This is a genomic window from Nonomuraea rhizosphaerae, from assembly GCF_019396405.1.
In the GTDB taxonomy this organism is placed as follows: domain Bacteria; phylum Actinomycetota; class Actinomycetes; order Streptosporangiales; family Streptosporangiaceae; genus Nonomuraea; species Nonomuraea rhizosphaerae.
Map to the genome: position 1 here is coordinate 1 of NZ_JAHKRL010000339.1, position 15,863 is coordinate 15,863.

The following is a 15,863-nucleotide window of genomic DNA, read 5'->3' on the forward strand; positions in this document are numbered from 1 at the left end:
GCGGCCCCGTGCGATGTCGCACGGGGCCGCTCGTCTCGCCGGGTCAGACGGACAGGATCTTCCGCAGGAACCGCCCCGTGTGGCTGGCGTCCACCAGCGCGATCTCCTCCGGCGTGCCCGCGGCGACCAGCGTGCCTCCCCGGGACCCGCCCTCGGGCCCCATGTCGATCACCCAGTCGGCCGTCTTGATGACGTCGAGGTTGTGCTCGATGACGATCACCGTGTTGCCGCCGTCCACCAGCCGCCCGAGGACGCCGAGCAGGCGCCGGATGTCCTCGAAGTGCAGCCCGGTCGTCGGCTCGTCGAGCACATAGATCGTCCGCCCGGTCTGCCGCCGCTGCAGCTCGGAGGCCAGCTTGACGCGCTGCGCCTCGCCTCCGGACAGCGTGGTGGCGGGCTGGCCGAGCCGCACGTACCCGAGGCCGACGTCGTTGAGCGTCTGCAGGTGGCGCTTGATCGCCGGGATCGCGTCGAAGAAGGCGAGCGCCTCCTCGATCGGCATGTCGAGCACCTCGGAGATGGTCCTGCCCTTGTAGTGGACCTCCAGCGTCTCCCGGTTGTAGCGGGCGCCGTGGCAGACCTCGCAGGGGACGTACACGTCGGGCAGGAAGTTCATCTCGATCTTGATGGTGCCGTCGCCGGCGCACGCCTCGCAGCGCCCGCCCTTGACGTTGAAGCTGAAGCGCCCCGGCTGGTAGCCGCGCACCTTGGCCTCGGTCGTGGCGGCGAACAGCTTGCGCACGTGGTCGAACACGCCCGTGTAGGTGGCCGGGTTGGAGCGCGGGGTGCGCCCGATCGGCGACTGGTCGACGTGGACGACCTTGTCGACCTGGTCCATGCCGTTGATGCGGGAGTGGCGGCCCGGCACGGTGCGGGCGCCGTTGAGCTCCTTGGCCAGCGCGTTGTAGAGGATGTCGTTGACGAGCGTGGACTTGCCCGACCCCGACACCCCGGTCACCGCCGTGAACATCCCGAGCGGGAACTCGATGTCGACGCCCTTGAGGTTGTGCTCGCGCGCGCCCTTGACGGTGATCTGCCGCTTCTTGTCGCGCTTGCGGCGCTTGGCGGGGATGACGATGCTCCGGCGCCCGGACAGGTACTGCCCGGTCATCGACTCCTCGCTGGTCAGCAGGTCCTTCACGGTGCCGGAGACGACGACCTGGCCGCCGTGCTCGCCCGCGCCGGGACCGATGTCGACCACCCAGTCGGCGGCGGCGATCGTGTCCTCGTCGTGCTCGACGACGATCAGCGTGTTGCCCATGTCGCGCAGCCTGACGAGCGTGTCGAGCAGCCGCATGTTGTCGCGCTGGTGCAGGCCGATCGACGGCTCGTCCAGCACGTACAGGACACCCACCAGGCCGGAGCCGATCTGCGTGGCCAGGCGGATGCGCTGCGCCTCGCCGCCCGCCAGGGTCGCGGCGGCGCGGTCCATGGTCAGGTAGTCGAGCCCGACGTCGAGCAGGAACCCCAGCCGGGCGTTGATCTCCTTGACCACCTGCTCGGCGATGTGCATGTCGCGGTCGGACAGCTTCAGCTCGCCCAGGAACTTGGCGCACTCGCCGATCGACATGGCGGCGACGTCGGCGATCGAGCGCTCGGAGACGGTCACGGCGAGCGTGATCGGCTTGAGCCTGGCCCCGTTGCAGGCGGGGCAGGGGATCTCGCGCATGTAGCCCTCGAACCGCTCACGGGTCGAGTCGCTCTCGGCTTCGACGTGCCTGCGCTGCACCCACGGGATGACGCCCTCGTAGGTCGTGTAGTAGGAGCGCTGCCTGCCGTAGCGGTTGCTGTAGCGGACGTGCACCTGCTCGTCGTGGCCGAACAGCAGTGACTTCTGCGCCGCCTTGGCCAGCTTCTCCCACGGCGTGTCGAGGGTGAAGCCCATGGTGTGGCCGAGCGCCTCGACGAGCCGGACGAAGTATTCGCTGGTGTGGCCGCCCGACCACGGGTGCAGCGCGCCGTCGCGCAGCGTGGCCTCGGGATCGGGGACGACCAGCTCGGGGTCGACCTCCATCTTGGTGCCCAGGCCGGTGCACTCGGGGCAGGCGCCGAAGGGCGAGTTGAAGGAGAACGAGCGCGGCTCCAGCTCCTCGAACGACAGGTCGTCGTAGGGGCAGTAGAGGTGCTCGGAGTAGAAGCGCTCGCGGTTGGGGTCGTCCTCGGGCAGGTCGACGAACTCCAGCGTGATCGTGCCGCCGGACAGCTGCAACGCGGTCTCGACCGAGTCGGTGAGCCGCCGGCGCGACGACTCCTTCACCGACAGGCGGTCGACGATGACCTCGATGTCGTGCTTCTCCTGCTTCTTCAGCGCGGGCGGCTCCTCCAGCCGCACGATGACGCCGTCGACCCGCGCCCGGGCGAAGCCCTTGGTCTGCAGCTCGCGGAACAGCTCGGCGTACTCCCCCTTGCGCCCCCTGACGACCGGCGCGAGCACCTGGAACCGGGTGCCCTCCTCAAGGTCCATCACGCGGTCGACGATCTGCTGCGGCATCTGCCGGGCGATCGGCCGCGCGCACACCGGGCAGTGGGGCTTGCCGATGCGCGCCCACAGCAGCCTCAGGTAGTCGTAGACCTCGGTGATCGTGCCGACGGTGGAGCGGGGGTTCTTGTTGGTGGCCTTCTGGTCGATCGACACCGCGGGCGACAGGCCCTCGATGAAGTCGACATCCGGCTTGTCCATCTGGCCGAGGAACTGGCGCGCGTACGCCGACAGCGACTCGACGTAGCGCCGCTGCCCCTCGGCGAAGATCGTGTCGAAGGCAAGGCTCGACTTGCCCGAGCCGGACAGGCCGGTGAAAACGATCAGAGAGTCTCGCGGGAGGTCCAGCGAGACGTCCTTGAGGTTGTGTTCACGTGCACCACGCACGATCAGGCGGTCTGCCACGGCGATCCCGGATGTCGAAAGAGGCGGATAGGTCCACGGGGGATGGTAGACGGGGGCTCCGACAATTTCGGCGGCCCTCACGCCTGCCCCCGAAAATCCGTCGCTACCAGGTTACGGCCTACTCCCACCCCCGCAGGAGGCCTTTGGAAGTCAACGCCCTGACCTGCGATTTTATTGCCAAAGCCCCGCAATGATGAAATATCGCGACATGACGGCACTAGTCGCACTACGCAGTGAGCTGGCCGACGCGACCGCCCGATTCCTCGCCACGGCGGCGTCCCTGACCGGCGACGAGATCGCCGCCCCCTCCGCCCTGCCCGGCTGGTCAAGGGGCCACGTCCTCGCCCACGTCGCGAGCAACGCCGGCAGTCACGTCAACCTTCTCACCTGGGCCAGGACCGGCGTCCGCACCCCGCAGTACCCGTCGGTCGAGGCCAGGGCGGCGGACATCGAGGCGGCCGCCTCCCGCACCCCTGCCGCGCACCTGTCCGAGCTCCGCTCCGGCGCCGCCCGCCTGGCCGCCGCGATCGACTCCCTGCCGGCGCCCGCATGGCGCGCGACGGTCGAGGGGATGCGCCCGCCTCCCCACCCCGCCTGGTACGTCCTGGTACGGAGACTGCGCGAGGTGGAGATCCACCACGTGGATTTGGACGCGGGGTACGGCCCGCCGGACTGGCCGCGGGCGTTCGTCCGCCGCGAACTGCACGACTGCCTGCGATCGTGGCCGCACACCCGGAGCACGATCAGCGCGATCACCGTCCTCGACAACCCGGTGCCCGCGAGCGGCTCCCCCGCCGCCGCATACCCCGCCACCACGTCCCCCGCGGACGACCGCCCCGTGGACAAGCGCCCCGCCGCCGCGTCCATGACGGGCCGCGATGGGGACGGCCGGCGGACGTGGACCGGTCTCGGCCCCGGTCCCGCCGTCGAGGGCGACGCGTCCGATCTCCTGGCATGGCTGACCGGCAGATCCGGCGGCGAGGGCGTTAGGGTGGTGTCGGCGGGGCGGCCGGCCCCGCCGGTTCCCGTGGCACCGCCCTGGCTGACGATGCCCGCCCCCGCCGATCTGCCCGCGACGCCCCCGAAGGACTATCCATGACCTACACAGGTGACGTCCAGGTCGGCGGTCCCGCCGACGTCCGCGAGCTGCCGAAGCTTTCGATCTGCAAACTGGCCGTCGGCCCCTACGACAACAACGCCTACCTGCTGCGCTGCACCGACACCGGCGACGGCGTGCTCATCGACGCCGCCGCGGAGGCCGACCGCCTGCTGGCGCTCATGTCCGACCGCCCGATCAGCGCGATCATCACCACCCACCAGCACGGCGACCACTGGCAGGGCCTCGAACAGGTGGCCAAGGTCACCGGCGCCCAGCTCATCGCCCACCCGCTCGACGCGCCCGCCCTGCCGCTCCCGGTGGACCGCGAGGTCGAGCACGGCGACCGGATCGCGGTCGGCGTGGTCAGCCTCGAGGTGATCCACCTGCGCGGCCACACGCCGGGGTCGATCGCGCTGCTGTACGACGGCGGCGACGGGGACAAGCACCTGTTCACGGGCGACTCACTGTTCCCGGGTGGCGTGGGCAACACGCAGAAGGACCCGCAGCGCTTCGAGCAGCTGTACGGGGACGTGGTGGAGCGCATCTTCGACCGGCTGCCGGACGACACGTGGGTGTACCCGGGCCACGGCAAGGACACCACCCTGGGCGCCGAGCGCCCGTCCCTCCCGGAGTGGAAGGCCAGAGGCTGGTAGCGACGACCACGGCCCCTTGACGCATTCCGACACCGGGCAGGCCCTCAACGCGCCCGCTCGCGGGCGCCGGGGCCTCCGCCCTCGCGGCATGCACAGGGGCCTCCGCCCTTGCAGACGCCGGGGCCTGCGCCCCGAACCGGCCGGGCGCGTGGATCACGCGCCCCCGGCCTCACCGCCCGGCCAGCACCCGGGCGATCCGCTGCGCCGCCAGCGCCGGGTCGTCGGCGAGGCCCACGACCTCGCCCCACGACCACCGGTAGAACCAGCCCTCCGACATCGGCACGCAGTCGACGGTCTCGGCCAGCATCACCGTGTCGGGGTCGCTCACCCGCAACGCCGGCGGGTAGGGGTGCAGGGTCGCCGTCAGCCCGTGCAGCTCCAGCTCCCGGGCCAGCTTCGCGAGGAAGTACGTACGCGTGTGCTCGCGCGGCATGGCCGGCATAAGCTCCATCACCACCCGATCCGACGACTGCGACGACGGGGGAAGACCTCAGTTGCCGATGCGCTCGGCTTCCTTGCGCTGCTCGCGCTTGTAGAACAGCACCCGCAGCGGGATCGCCGCCACGAGCGAGATCTGCATGGTGGCGCCGATCTTGATGGGCCAGTCGCCGCCCTCGGGGAAGGCCACCCAGAACGTCAGGAACGCCACGTTGATCATGATCCAGCCGAGGACGCCCACGGCGAGCTGCCCCTTGGGCTTGGGGTACTCGATCCGGCTCACCATCAGCCAGGCCACGCCGAGCACGGCCAGCAGCGCGTAGATGCTCGGCTGGAACAGCATCACGATCGAGATGACGGTCATGGCGCCCATCGGGATGGGCAGGCCCATGAAGTCGCCGCTCTTGGTCTTGACGCAGGCGAACCGCGCCAGCCGGACGACGCCGGCGACGAGCACGGCGGCCGCGGCGGCGAGCACCGCGGTGAAGGGCACCTTGTCGGTGAAACCACCCCAGATCACGACCATGAACGCGGGCGCGAACCCGAAGCTGATCACGTCGGCGAGGTTGTCGAGCTCCGCGCCCATCGCCGAGGCGCGGAAGCGCCGCGCGACCAGGCCGTCGAACAGGTCGCAGGTGGCTCCGATGAGCAGCAGCACCACGGCCGTCGCGAAGTAGCTGGGCGCGGGCGTGAAGTCGCCGCCGGCCTTGAGTGACTGGATGGCCGACGAGGCCAGGACGCACACCGCGAGGAATCCGCAGATGGCGTTGCCCAGCGAGAGCGAGTCGGCCGCGGAAAGGCGGAACGCCTTGCCGACCGGACCTCGAGGCTCTTCGTCTTCCGCCTGCCAGCTACCGGCGTCAGCCGCGGTCAATTCTGGTCACCCCCGCAACCGTCTTCTCCCCCACGGACACCGCGGGGGAGATCCCTTCGGGAAGGTAGATGTCGACCCGCGAACCGAACCTGATGAGTCCGATCCGCTCGGTCTGCGAGACCTTGGCCCCTGCGCTCAGGTACGGCACGATCCTGCGCGCCACCGCGCCCGCGATCTGCACCATCTCGACGTCGCCGAGCGCCGTCGCGAAATGCCACACCACGCGTTCGTTCTGGTCGCTGTCCTTGTTGAAAGCCGGCAGGAACCCACCCGGCACATGCTGCACGGATGTGACATTTCCCGCAAGAGGGGCCCTGTTGACGTGCACGTTCAGGGGGCTCATGAAGATCGCGACGCGGGTGCGGCCGTCGGCGCGCTGGTCGATGCTCTGCACGACGCCGTCGGCCGGCGACAGGATCCGCCCCTCGCCCGGCGTGCGGTCAGGGTCGCGGAAGAACCAGAACATGGCACCGGTGAGAGCGCCCAGCGGCAGGGCCGCCAGCGCCCATCGACGGTCCCGGCGCGTCAGCAGCGCGGTGGTGGCCGCGGCGGCCACCGTCGGGAAGAGCCACGGGGACACCCCGCGCGCGAGCCGTACGCGGCCCGTCTTTGCAGAATCGTCTGACACGTACAACCTTCGATGGTGACTGGACTGGGCGCTTCGCCGTGAGGTTACGGAGCCAGCAACTATTACACGGCGCAACTACTCAAGCAAAGCGCCTCGAAAGCCATTTAGCTAGCCCTGCTGGGTTCCTCGCCCTGGCGTGCGTCGACGCGGGCTTTGATCAGGCTGGCCACGGTGGTGATGACCATGGTGGCGCCGATGATCGTGAGCGACACCCAGATGGGAATCTCGGGCGCCCAGGCGACCCCGCCGGCATGCAGAGCCTCCATTATCAGTTTAACCCCGATGAAGCCCAGGATGAACGCGAGTCCGTAACTGATGTAGACCAGCCGTTGGAGCAGGCCGCCGAGCAGGAAGTACAGCTGACGGAGCCCCATCAGCGCGAAAGCGTTGGCCGTGAACACCACGAACGGGTCCTTGGTGAGCCCGAAGATGGCCGGGATGGAGTCGAGCGCGAACAGCAGGTCGGTGCTGCCGATCGCGACCATCACGATCAGCATCGGGGTGACCATCAGCCGCCCGTCGATCTTGACGGTGACCTTGGACCCGACGTATCCCTCGGTCGTGGGGAAGGCCTTGCGCACCCAGCGGAGCAGGATGTTCTCGTTGAACTCCTCCTCCTCGCCCTTGAGGTGCTGGCGGACCAGGTTGACCGCGGTGTAGACGAGGAAGGCGCCGAAGACGTAGAACAGCCAGCTGAAGCGCTCAAGGGCGGCCGCGCCGAGCGCGATGAAGATGCCGCGCATGACCAGCGCGAGCAGGATGCCGACGAGCAGCACCTTGTGCTGGTACGCCTTGGGCACCGCGAACCGGCTCATGATGATGAAGAAGATGAACAGGTTGTCGACGCTCAAACTGTATTCAGTGATGTACCCGGCGAAGAACTCCCCGGCCTTGTCGCCGCCGAACGTGGCCCACAACACGCCCCCGAAGACAACGGCGAGCGCGACGTAGAACGAGACCCAGTATCCCGCCTGCTTCAGCGAGAACTCCCGGGCCTCACCCCGGTCGACGATCCACAGATCAATGGCGAGGACAACCAGCAGGCCGCCTATGACGGCGATCCAGGCCCACACGGGTACGGTCACGTCAAACCTCCGGCACGCAACAAAAGACTGCCGGAGGTCTCTCCCGCCCGCTGAACAAGCGGACCGGCAGCCCCGGGGGCCCCGTGGAGCGGGGCTACACCGTGATGACGAGGCTGCCGCGAAGGGATACTCCCCTCCCTTGACGCACGCAGTATACGAGAACGCGTAAGCCTCGCCTAATCATCCTTGCGGGATTTGCCGATCGTAAACATCCAGCACGCTTTCGACAGCTTCGTTCTGCCCGGGCAGTTCGCCGCCGCGCCGGGCCGCGGCCGCCGCCAGCCTCTCCGCCTCGGCCGGGTCGCCGGTCACCTTCCGCACGGCGGACCGCAGCGCTTCCGCATCCCCGTACGGGACCAGGATCCCGGCCCCGGCCAGCAGATCGGGCACCCCGCCGACGGCCGTCGCGATCACCGGACGGCCGCACATGAGGGTCTCGCTGAGGCTGAGCGGCTGGCCCTCCCACCTGCTCGGCCACACCACGACGGTGGCGGCGGCCAGCAGGTCGGGCACGTCGTCGCGGTTGCCGAGGAGCGTCACGGGCAGCCGTTCGTCGTCGATCCTGCGCCGCATCTCGTCGAACAGCGGCCCCTCCCCCGCCACCACGAACAACGGCGTCGTCCCCACATCCCCGTCGCCCGACCCTTGAACCTCCCCCGCCGGGTGCCCACCGACCGGTCCGCGTGCCTTTCCTCCCGCATCCCCGCCTGCCTCCGACATCGCGTCCCCGGAAACCAGGCCGTCCGGCCCGGCCTCCCAGGGCCCGCGGGCGGCGTCGAGCAGCGTCTCGTACCCCTTCTGCTGAGCCAGCCTGGCGACCGTGAGCACGATCGGCCGCTCCCCCGCCTTCAACTCGTCCCTGATCTCCCGGGGCGAGCGCCGCGCGGGCCGGGGCACCGGCGCGGGCACCACGGCCGCCCGGACGTCGCGCGCGCCCAGCTCCCGCATCCGCTCCCCCAGGTCGGGCGAGACGACCAGCACGTGGCCTGCCGTCCTGGCGACGACACGTTCGAGCACGCCGTACACGAACCCGATCAGCCCGCCCGCGGTGAGGGCGTTGTGCAGCGTCACCACGAGCGGCACTCGGCGGGGCACGGCCAGCCCGGCCAGCGCCCCGGCCCGCAGCCCGTGCGCGTGCACCACGTCGGCGTCCCTGGTGACGCGCCGGAGCGTCAGCGCGGCCCGCGCGTCGTTGACCGGGTGCGGCCGGTCCGAGACCGTCACCTCCACGAACCGGGCCCCGGCCGCGCCGAACCCGAACCGCTCCTCGACGCTCCGCGGCCCGGCCACCACCACCCGGTGCCCGCGCGCCACGAGCCCTTCGGTGAGCATGCGGACGTGCCGCCCGGTGCCGCCGGACGTGGTGCCCAGCACGAATGCCACCCGCACAGCCAACTCCTCACTCCCACAGCTCCCGGCGACGAAGACGTCCCCCGCACAACCCGCCCGGCTCACTCCTCGCCCCGGCCGCCGCGCCTGAGCGACCCGGCCACCGTACGCGCCGCCGGCCGATCCAGCAGCGCCATCACCGCCCCGCCCACCCCTGAGGCCGCCAGCGCCGCCAGCACGGTGACCCCCAGGTTCGCCCCGATCCCCTCCGCGTCGAGCGCGGCCACCACCGCGGCCCCCGACAGGTATCCCGCCCCGGCCCCGGCCAGTGCCGCCACCGCGGCCCGGCCCAGCCCGGCGACCGCCGCCCGCCCCCGGGCCCGCACCACCGACCCGAGCAGCAGCAGCCCGCCCGCCGTCATCCCGGCGGTCATCCCGAGCGCCATCCCGCCGATCTTCCAGTCGTGCGCGAACGCCAGCGCGAACCCGGTCTGCGCCACCATCACGACCCCCCACCCCGCCACGGTCCCGACGGCGGCGGCCCGGCCGCGCCCGGCCGCGTACAGCACCCGGGTAAGGTGCGCGATCAGCCCGTATCCGATCAGACCGGGCGCGAACAGCGCGATCGCCCGCGCGAGGGAGTGCGCGGGCACGTCGCTCTTGGCCCCGAGGAACACCACGGCCCCGGGCGAGGACGCCGCCGCCAGCACCCCGGCCGCCAGCCCCGACACCAGCACCACCGCGCACGTCGTGCGGGCCGCGAGGGAGGCGAAGGCGTCCGGGTCGGCGGCCTGCGCCGACAGCCGCGGGAAGGCGCTGGTGGCGATGGGCACGGCCAGCACGGCGTAGGGGACGAGGTAGATGGCCCAGGCGTAGTTGTAGGCCATGATCGCGCCGTTGCCGATCTCGTAGTTGGACAGCACGATCACCACGATCATGGCGGCCTGCTGGGCGAGCAGCGCCGCGATCCCGGCCAGCGCGAGGGCCCGCACCCGCTGCGCCACCCCTTCGGGGAAGCGCAGGGTGGGCCGCCATCGCAGCCCGAGCCCGGCGACGGGCCGGATCACGGCCACGACCAGGGACAGCACGCCCAGGCTGGTGCCGACGGACAGCGCCAGCTCGGCGGGCCGCGGCACCCGGGCCGGGTCGATCACGCCCTGGCTGAGCGGCACGAACGCCAGGTAGGCCGCGATCACCACGAGACTGGACACCAGCGGCGCGACCGCGGGACCGGTGAAGCGGTGGTGCGACTGCAGCACCCCGTACAGGACGACCGCGATCCCGTACAGCGGGATCTGCGGCGCGAAGACGACCAGCATGCGGGTGGCGACGGCGCTCACCGCGGCGGCGTCGCAGCCGGGGACGGCGCCGAAGAACAGGCCGATGATCGGCCCGGCGAGCAGCGCGGTCAGCGCGCCCAGCGGCACCAGCGCCACGATCACCCAGGTCAGCAACGCGGAGGAGATGCGGGAGACCTGCTCGCGGGAGACCCCGGCCAGGACGGGCACCACCATCCCGGCAAGGGCGCCGCCGGCGACGACCTCGAAGACGATGTTGGGGATCTGGTTGGCGGTGGCGTAGGCGGTGGACAGGCACTTGGTGCCCGCCGTCTGGGCGAACGCGTACTGCTTGGCGAAGCCCGCCACCCGCGCCAGCACCGTGATCGCCCCGATGAGCACGGCGCCGCCCGCGACTCCCCTGACGAGCCGCTCCCTGACCTTCACGCGAACATCCTGGCAGGTGGCACCGACATTCAGACGGGCCGGCGACCGAGCATGTCGAGCCGGTTCAGCACCGGGTTGCCCGCGATGACCTTGGTGAAGCTGACCTTCTCGGAGGCGGCGGTCAGCGCCGCCACGGTGCCGAGCAGCGCGAACCTCCCGGGCCGCCCCAGCCGGGTCACGGCGGCCAGCCCGAGCAGCGCGCCCAGCGCGTTGGCCCCCGCGTCGCCGAGCATCGCCCGCTCGCCCAGGTCGTCGGGCAGCAGCGCCGCCGCCGCGCCCAGCGGGACGGCGGCCAGCGCGGCGCTCACCGGCGCGTCGCGGAGGAGTGAGGCCGCCAGCAGCGGGCCGCCGGTGAGCAGCCCGACCTTGATCGCCCGGCCGGGCCGCAGGTCGAAGAGGTTGGCGAGGTTGGCGGTGCCGGCGATGGCCGCGCCGTTGACGAGCGTGTCCACCGGCCCCTGGGAGACGAGCGCGGCGGCGCCGAGCCCGGTCGCGCCGATGCCGAGGATCTTCACCGCTCCGCTGGTCACCTCGCCGCGGGCCAGCGCGGTCAGGTGTCCCTTGAAGCCCTTGGACTTGGTGGTGCCGTAGAGGTCGTCGTAGGCGCCCAGCGCTCCGCTGCCCACGCCGGCCAGCAGCGCGGCGGCCCGTACGCGGCCGGGAAGCCCGGGAGCGAGCGCCGCCGCGACACCGGAGCCGGCCACGAACGCGGGCCCCTCCAGCAGCGTGATCGGCTCGCCGCGATGGTTGGTGCGGGTCCAGCGGCCCGGCTCCTTCTCGTCGGCGAGCGGCGCCGTGCGCGCGGCCGCGCGGGTGAAGGCGGTGTACGCGGCGCGGGCGGCGGCTGCGCCGATCGCGGCGCCGGCGAGGGCGTAGAGGAGGCCACGGGCCATGTCAGCTCCCTGACGGAGTGGGGGACGGCGTCGCGCTGGGCGACGGGGGATGGAACAGCGTGGCCCCGGGGCCGATGCCGTACTGGCCGGCGCGCCCGGCGAGCTGCTCGCGCAGGGCCTCGACGATCACGACCAGGCCCGCGGGCATGTCGGGCGTGTCGACGCTGGAGACCTGCTTGGCGACCTCGCTGTTGTCGCGCAACGCGCTGATGACGCCGCCGGGCGCCGCGGCGGTGGTGGCGCCACCGGTCATCACGACGCCCTTGCTCCCGGCGTCGAGCCCGCCGGCGAGCGAGACCAGCGCGCCCGCCTGGGCCTCGGCGTTCTCCCCCTCGTACGGCTTCTCCGGGGCGAACATCACGGCCAGCGTGGCCCGCTTCGACGGGTCCTCCTCGATGCTGAGGAAGCCTCCCTCCTCGAAGCCGGTGAGCACTCCGTCGGTGGTCGGGTTGGCCGTGCTGGCCTGACCCTCGTCGCGGGTCACGAGGGTGGCGGCCAGCAGGGTGGCGGCCTTCTCGTACGGGCCGGCCTCCACCGGGTAGGGCAGGCCCTCGGGCTTGAGCTGGGTGGCGAGGCCGTCGATCACGCCCTGCTGCTTGACGTCGACGAACTTGTCCGTCAGCAGGACCCGGCCGGTGACCATGGCGCCGGCCTGCTCCAGCACCTGCTGCCCGGCCTCGCGGTAGCTGGTGCTGGAGCCGGGCGCCTCGATCAGGACGACGTGCTGGCCGGTCAGCTCCCCGGCGACGAGTTGCGGGGTGAGCCCGGAGATGTAGGCGTCGTTGCCGTCCTCCCGTCCGCGCAGCGAGTCGATCTGAGCGCGGTAGTCGGCGTTCGCCTTGATCATCTCGTTGCTGGTACGCCTGGCCACCTCGATGGCGGGCGACTGGAGCAGCGTGGTCCCCATCACGATGCCTACGGCCAGGGCCAGGAAGATGGCCACGATGGAGACGAGGTGGTAACGAAAATCGATCACGAGAAGAGTCCGACCAACCAGAAGATGAAGGCGTTCCAGAAGTCTTGCAGGCCGTTCAGCCACGTCTGACCGATCGGCGACAGGAAGAGCGCGACGCCCATGGTGATCAGCGCGGTGATGACGAGCAGCAGCAGCTGCGGGGTGGAGATGCGGCTGCGGTAGAGCCTGCTCACGCCCTTGGCGTCGATGAGCTTGCTGCCGATGCGCAGGCGGGTCAGGAAGGTGCTGGCCATGCCGGAGCGCCCCTTGTCGAGGAACTCCTCCAGCGTGCCGTGGGTGCCGACCGCGACGATGAGCTCGGCGCCCTTGTCGTCGGCCAGCAGCATCGCGATGTCCTCGCTGGTGCCGGTGGCGGGGAAGATCACCGCTTCGCGGCCGAGCTGGTGGACGCGCTCCAGCCCGGGCGCCCTGCCGTCGCGGTAGGCGTGCACGATCAGCTCGGCGCCGCAGCTCAGCGCCTTGGTGGAGACGGAGTCGAAGTCGCCGACGATCACGTCGGGCAGGTATCCGGCCTCCAGCAGCGCGTCCGCGCCGCCGTCGACGCCGACGAGGACCGGGCGGTATTCGCGGATGTACGGGCGGAGGGTGGCGATGTCCTCCTTGTAGTGGTAGCCGCGCACCACGATGAGGACATGCCTGCCCTCCATGGGGGTGCGGATCTCCGGCACGCCGACTCCGTCGATGAGAAGCTTGCCCTCACCGCGAACGTACTCCATCGTGTTGACGGCGAAAGCCTCGATCTGGACGGCCAGACCGGCGCGCGCCTCGGCCATGGCGGCCTCGACGGCCTCGGGCGTCTGCTGGTCGCCCTTGCCGACGATGTCGTCGTCGAGGTGGACGACGCCCTCGTGGACCCGGATGACGTCGCCGTCCTTGACCCGCTCGAACAGCTCCTGGCTGGCGTTGTCGACGAACGGCACGCCCGCCTCGATGATGATCTGCGGCCCGAGGTTGGGATAGCGCCCGCTGATGCCGGCCGCCACGTTGACCACGGCCGACACTCCGCATGCCACCAGCGCCTCCGCGCTGACCCGGTCGACGTCGACGTGGTCGATGATCGCTATTTCACCGGGCTGGAGGCGTTTGGTCAGCCTCTTCGTCCGCCGATCGACTCTCGCCACTGCCGTGACACCGGGAAGGTCTGCGACCTTCCTCCCGCGGAGGCCCGGCATCCTGCTCCCCGGAACCTTCATCAAGACCATCCTGCCAGAGCGAAGCAGCGCAGAGGTCGCGCACTGCGCGGCGTGTCCGCTATGTCACTCAGGATCACCGATCGGCCGACACACGGATGTTGCCCCTCATCGATCGGCTGCCGCCAGCCCGAGCAGCTCTTCGGCGTGAGCTCTACCCAGTTCGGAATCCTCCAGTCCGGCGAGCATCCGTGACAGCTCGCGTACGCGTCCCTCGTGGTTGAGGGTGACGACGCCGCTGCGCACGACACTGCCGTCGCTGGCCTTCTCCACCACCAGATGCTGGTCGGCGAAGGCGGCCACCTGCGGCAGGTGTGTGACGACAATCACCTGCGCGGTGCGCGCCAGCCGGGCCAGCCGGCGGCCGATCTCGACCGCCGCCTTGCCGCCCACTCCCGCGTCGACCTCGTCGAACACGAATGTGGGCACCGGATCCGCGCCGGCGAACACCACCTCGATGGCCAGCATGACGCGGCTCAGCTCGCCGCCGGACGCGCCCTTGTTCAGCGGCAGCGGCGGCGCGGCGGGGTGCGCGGCCATGCGCAGCTCGACCTCGTCGACGCCGTCGGGACCGAACTCGGCGACCTGCGTGAGCTGCACCACGACCCTGGCGTGCGGCATGGCCAGCGCGGTCAGCTCCTCGGTGACGGCCCTGCCGAACCGTTCGGCGGCCGCCTCACGTACCCGGGTCAGCTCGGCGGCCAGGTCGGTGAGCCGCTCGGTGAGCTCGTCGTGCTCGCGGGTCAGCTCGTCGATGCGGTCGTCGTCGCCCTCCAGCTCGGCCAGCCTGGCGGCGGCCTGCTGCGCCCAGGCCAGCACTCCGGCGCTGTCCTCGGCGTACTTCCTGATGAGCCCGGTCAGCAGCGCCCTGCGCTCCTGGACGGCGGCCAGCCGCGCGGGGTCGGCCTCGATCGACTCGGCGTAGGCGGCCAGGTCGGTGGCCACGTCGGAGATGAGGTAGCCCGCCTCGGCCAGTCGGTCGGCGACCCCGGCGAGCTGGGTGTCGAAGTCGCGCACCGCCTCGACGGCCGCGCGTGCCTCGCCGAGCAGCGAGATCACGTCGTGGGCGCCGCCGGAGGCCTCCATCGGGTCGCCGAGCAGCGCCGTGTGCGCGGTCGTGGCGGCGCCGCGCAGCGCGTCGGCGTGCGAGAGCCGCTCCTCCTCGCCGCGCAGGTCGGTGTCCTCGCCCGGCTTGGGCTCGACCTTCTCGATCTCCTCCAGGCCGAAGCGCAGCATGTCGGCCTCCTGGGCGCGTTCGCGCGCCCTGGTGGTCAGCTCGTCGAGCAGCGCGCCCACCTGCTTGTGCCGTTTGTACGCCTGCGAGTACGCGCGCAGCGGCTTGACCAGCTCGTCACCGGCGTACCGGTCGAGCGCGGCCCGCTGCTTGGCCGACTGCAGGAGGCGCTGCTGGTCCATCTGCCCGTGCACCGCCACCAGGTCGTCGGCCAGGTAGGTCAGCGTGCCGACGGGCACCGTGCGGCCGCCGAGCCAGGCCCGTGACCTGCCCTCGGCCGAGACGGTGCGGGAGATGATCAGCTCGCCGTCCTCGATCTCCCCGCCGATGTCCTCGACCTGCTGGGAGACGCGGCCGCCGGTCTCGATGACCAGCGTGCCCTCGACGGTGGCCCTGTCGGCACCCGGACGGATGCGCGAGGGGTCGGCCCGGCCGCCGAACAGCAGCCCGAGACCCGTGACGACCATCGTCTTGCCGGCGCCTGTCTCGCCGGTGACGACGTTGAAGCCCGGCGAAAGCTCCAGAACGGCCTCGTCGATGACGCCGAGCCCCTGGATGCGGACCTCCTCGACCCTTGGTCGCACTGCCCACTCCCGTCGTTCCGAACGCTTGTGCGATCTTAACTGTACGCGCTGACCCTGTAATTGACTCAGGGACGCACCCTTCCGCGCCAGCCCTGAACGGGTAGCTCGAACTTGGCGACCAGCCTGTCGGTGAACGGCGCGCCGGTGCTCTCGACCCCGTGCAGCCTGGCCAGGCGTACGGGCTCGGCGCCGCGGCGGACCTCCACCCGGCTGCCGGAGGGCAGGTCGTAGCGGCGGGGGGCGGCGCCCCACCGGACCCCCCCCGCGGGCCG

General features: G+C 71.2%; 13 protein-coding genes and 1 pseudogene. 2 read left to right on the forward strand and 12 right to left on the reverse strand.

Going from position 1 to position 15,863, the window contains the following annotated elements:
- Positions 1 to 43: 43 nt before the first annotated feature.
- The gene (uvrA, locus tag KME77_RS17010) at positions 44 to 2,884 is read right to left on the reverse strand and encodes an excinuclease ABC subunit UvrA (RefSeq protein WP_219468323.1); all 2,841 of its coding nucleotides are present in this window, start codon (positions 2,882 to 2,884) and stop codon (positions 44 to 46) included.
- A gap of 208 nt (positions 2,885 to 3,092) precedes the next feature.
- On the opposite strand from uvrA, the gene KME77_RS17015 reads away from it, so the two are divergent.
- Entirely contained in the window at positions 3,093 to 3,983 is an 891-nt protein-coding gene (locus KME77_RS17015; RefSeq protein ID WP_219468326.1) for a maleylpyruvate isomerase family mycothiol-dependent enzyme, read from the forward strand.
- Positions 3,980 to 4,636: an MBL fold metallo-hydrolase gene (locus tag KME77_RS17020; RefSeq protein ID WP_219468329.1), complete on the forward strand. Its 657-nt coding sequence runs from the start codon at positions 3,980 to 3,982 to the stop codon at positions 4,634 to 4,636. Before KME77_RS17015 ends, KME77_RS17020 begins: the two co-directional genes overlap by 4 nt.
- 169 nt (positions 4,637 to 4,805) lie before the next feature.
- Here KME77_RS17020 and KME77_RS17025 read toward each other — a convergent pair whose 3' ends face one another.
- The 11 genes and pseudogenes from KME77_RS17025 to ppnK form a co-directional block, all read right to left on the reverse strand.
- A complete protein-coding gene (locus tag KME77_RS17025) occupies positions 4,806 to 5,087 on the reverse strand; it encodes a hypothetical protein (RefSeq protein WP_246609935.1) in 282 nt (93 codons plus the stop codon).
- Between the two features lie 39 nt (positions 5,088 to 5,126).
- Positions 5,127 to 5,948, reverse strand: a complete 822-nt coding sequence (gene pssA / locus KME77_RS17030) for a CDP-diacylglycerol--serine O-phosphatidyltransferase (protein ID WP_219468332.1) — start codon at positions 5,946 to 5,948, stop codon at positions 5,127 to 5,129.
- Positions 5,935 to 6,576, reverse strand: coding sequence for a phosphatidylserine decarboxylase (locus KME77_RS17035; RefSeq protein WP_219468335.1), 642 nt, complete (start codon positions 6,574 to 6,576; stop codon positions 5,935 to 5,937). The genes pssA and KME77_RS17035 overlap by 14 nt, the downstream gene beginning before the upstream one ends.
- 104 nt (positions 6,577 to 6,680) lie before the next feature.
- Positions 6,681 to 7,661, reverse strand: a complete 981-nt coding sequence (locus KME77_RS17040; RefSeq protein ID WP_219468337.1) for a TerC family protein — start codon at positions 7,659 to 7,661, stop codon at positions 6,681 to 6,683.
- A 180-nt stretch (positions 7,662 to 7,841) separates the two neighbouring features.
- Entirely contained in the window at positions 7,842 to 9,050 is a 1,209-nt protein-coding gene (locus KME77_RS17045; protein WP_219468340.1) for a glycosyltransferase family 4 protein, read from the reverse strand.
- A 62-nt stretch (positions 9,051 to 9,112) separates the two neighbouring features.
- Positions 9,113 to 10,714 carry a murein biosynthesis integral membrane protein MurJ gene (gene murJ, locus KME77_RS17050; protein ID WP_219468343.1) on the reverse strand — a complete coding sequence of 534 codons (1,602 nt, stop codon included), beginning with the start codon at positions 10,712 to 10,714 and terminating at the stop codon, positions 9,113 to 9,115.
- 29 nt (positions 10,715 to 10,743) lie between these two features.
- Positions 10,744 to 11,607 carry a hypothetical protein gene (locus tag KME77_RS17055; RefSeq protein ID WP_219468346.1) on the reverse strand — a complete coding sequence of 288 codons (864 nt, stop codon included), beginning with the start codon at positions 11,605 to 11,607 and terminating at the stop codon, positions 10,744 to 10,746.
- A 1-nt stretch (position 11,608) separates the two neighbouring features.
- The gene (locus tag KME77_RS17060) at positions 11,609 to 12,583 is read right to left on the reverse strand and encodes a copper transporter (protein WP_219468349.1); all 975 of its coding nucleotides are present in this window, start codon (positions 12,581 to 12,583) and stop codon (positions 11,609 to 11,611) included.
- The gene (gene steA, locus KME77_RS17065) at positions 12,580 to 13,776 is read right to left on the reverse strand and encodes a putative cytokinetic ring protein SteA (RefSeq protein ID WP_219468352.1); all 1,197 of its coding nucleotides are present in this window, start codon (positions 13,774 to 13,776) and stop codon (positions 12,580 to 12,582) included. The genes KME77_RS17060 and steA overlap by 4 nt, the downstream gene beginning before the upstream one ends.
- A gap of 105 nt (positions 13,777 to 13,881) precedes the next feature.
- Entirely contained in the window at positions 13,882 to 15,591 is a 1,710-nt protein-coding gene (gene recN, locus KME77_RS17070) for a DNA repair protein RecN (RefSeq protein WP_219468355.1), read from the reverse strand.
- 65 nt (positions 15,592 to 15,656) lie between these two features.
- Positions 15,657 to 15,863 (reverse strand): annotated as a pseudogene (gene ppnK, locus KME77_RS17075) (NAD kinase); the annotation flags it as partial.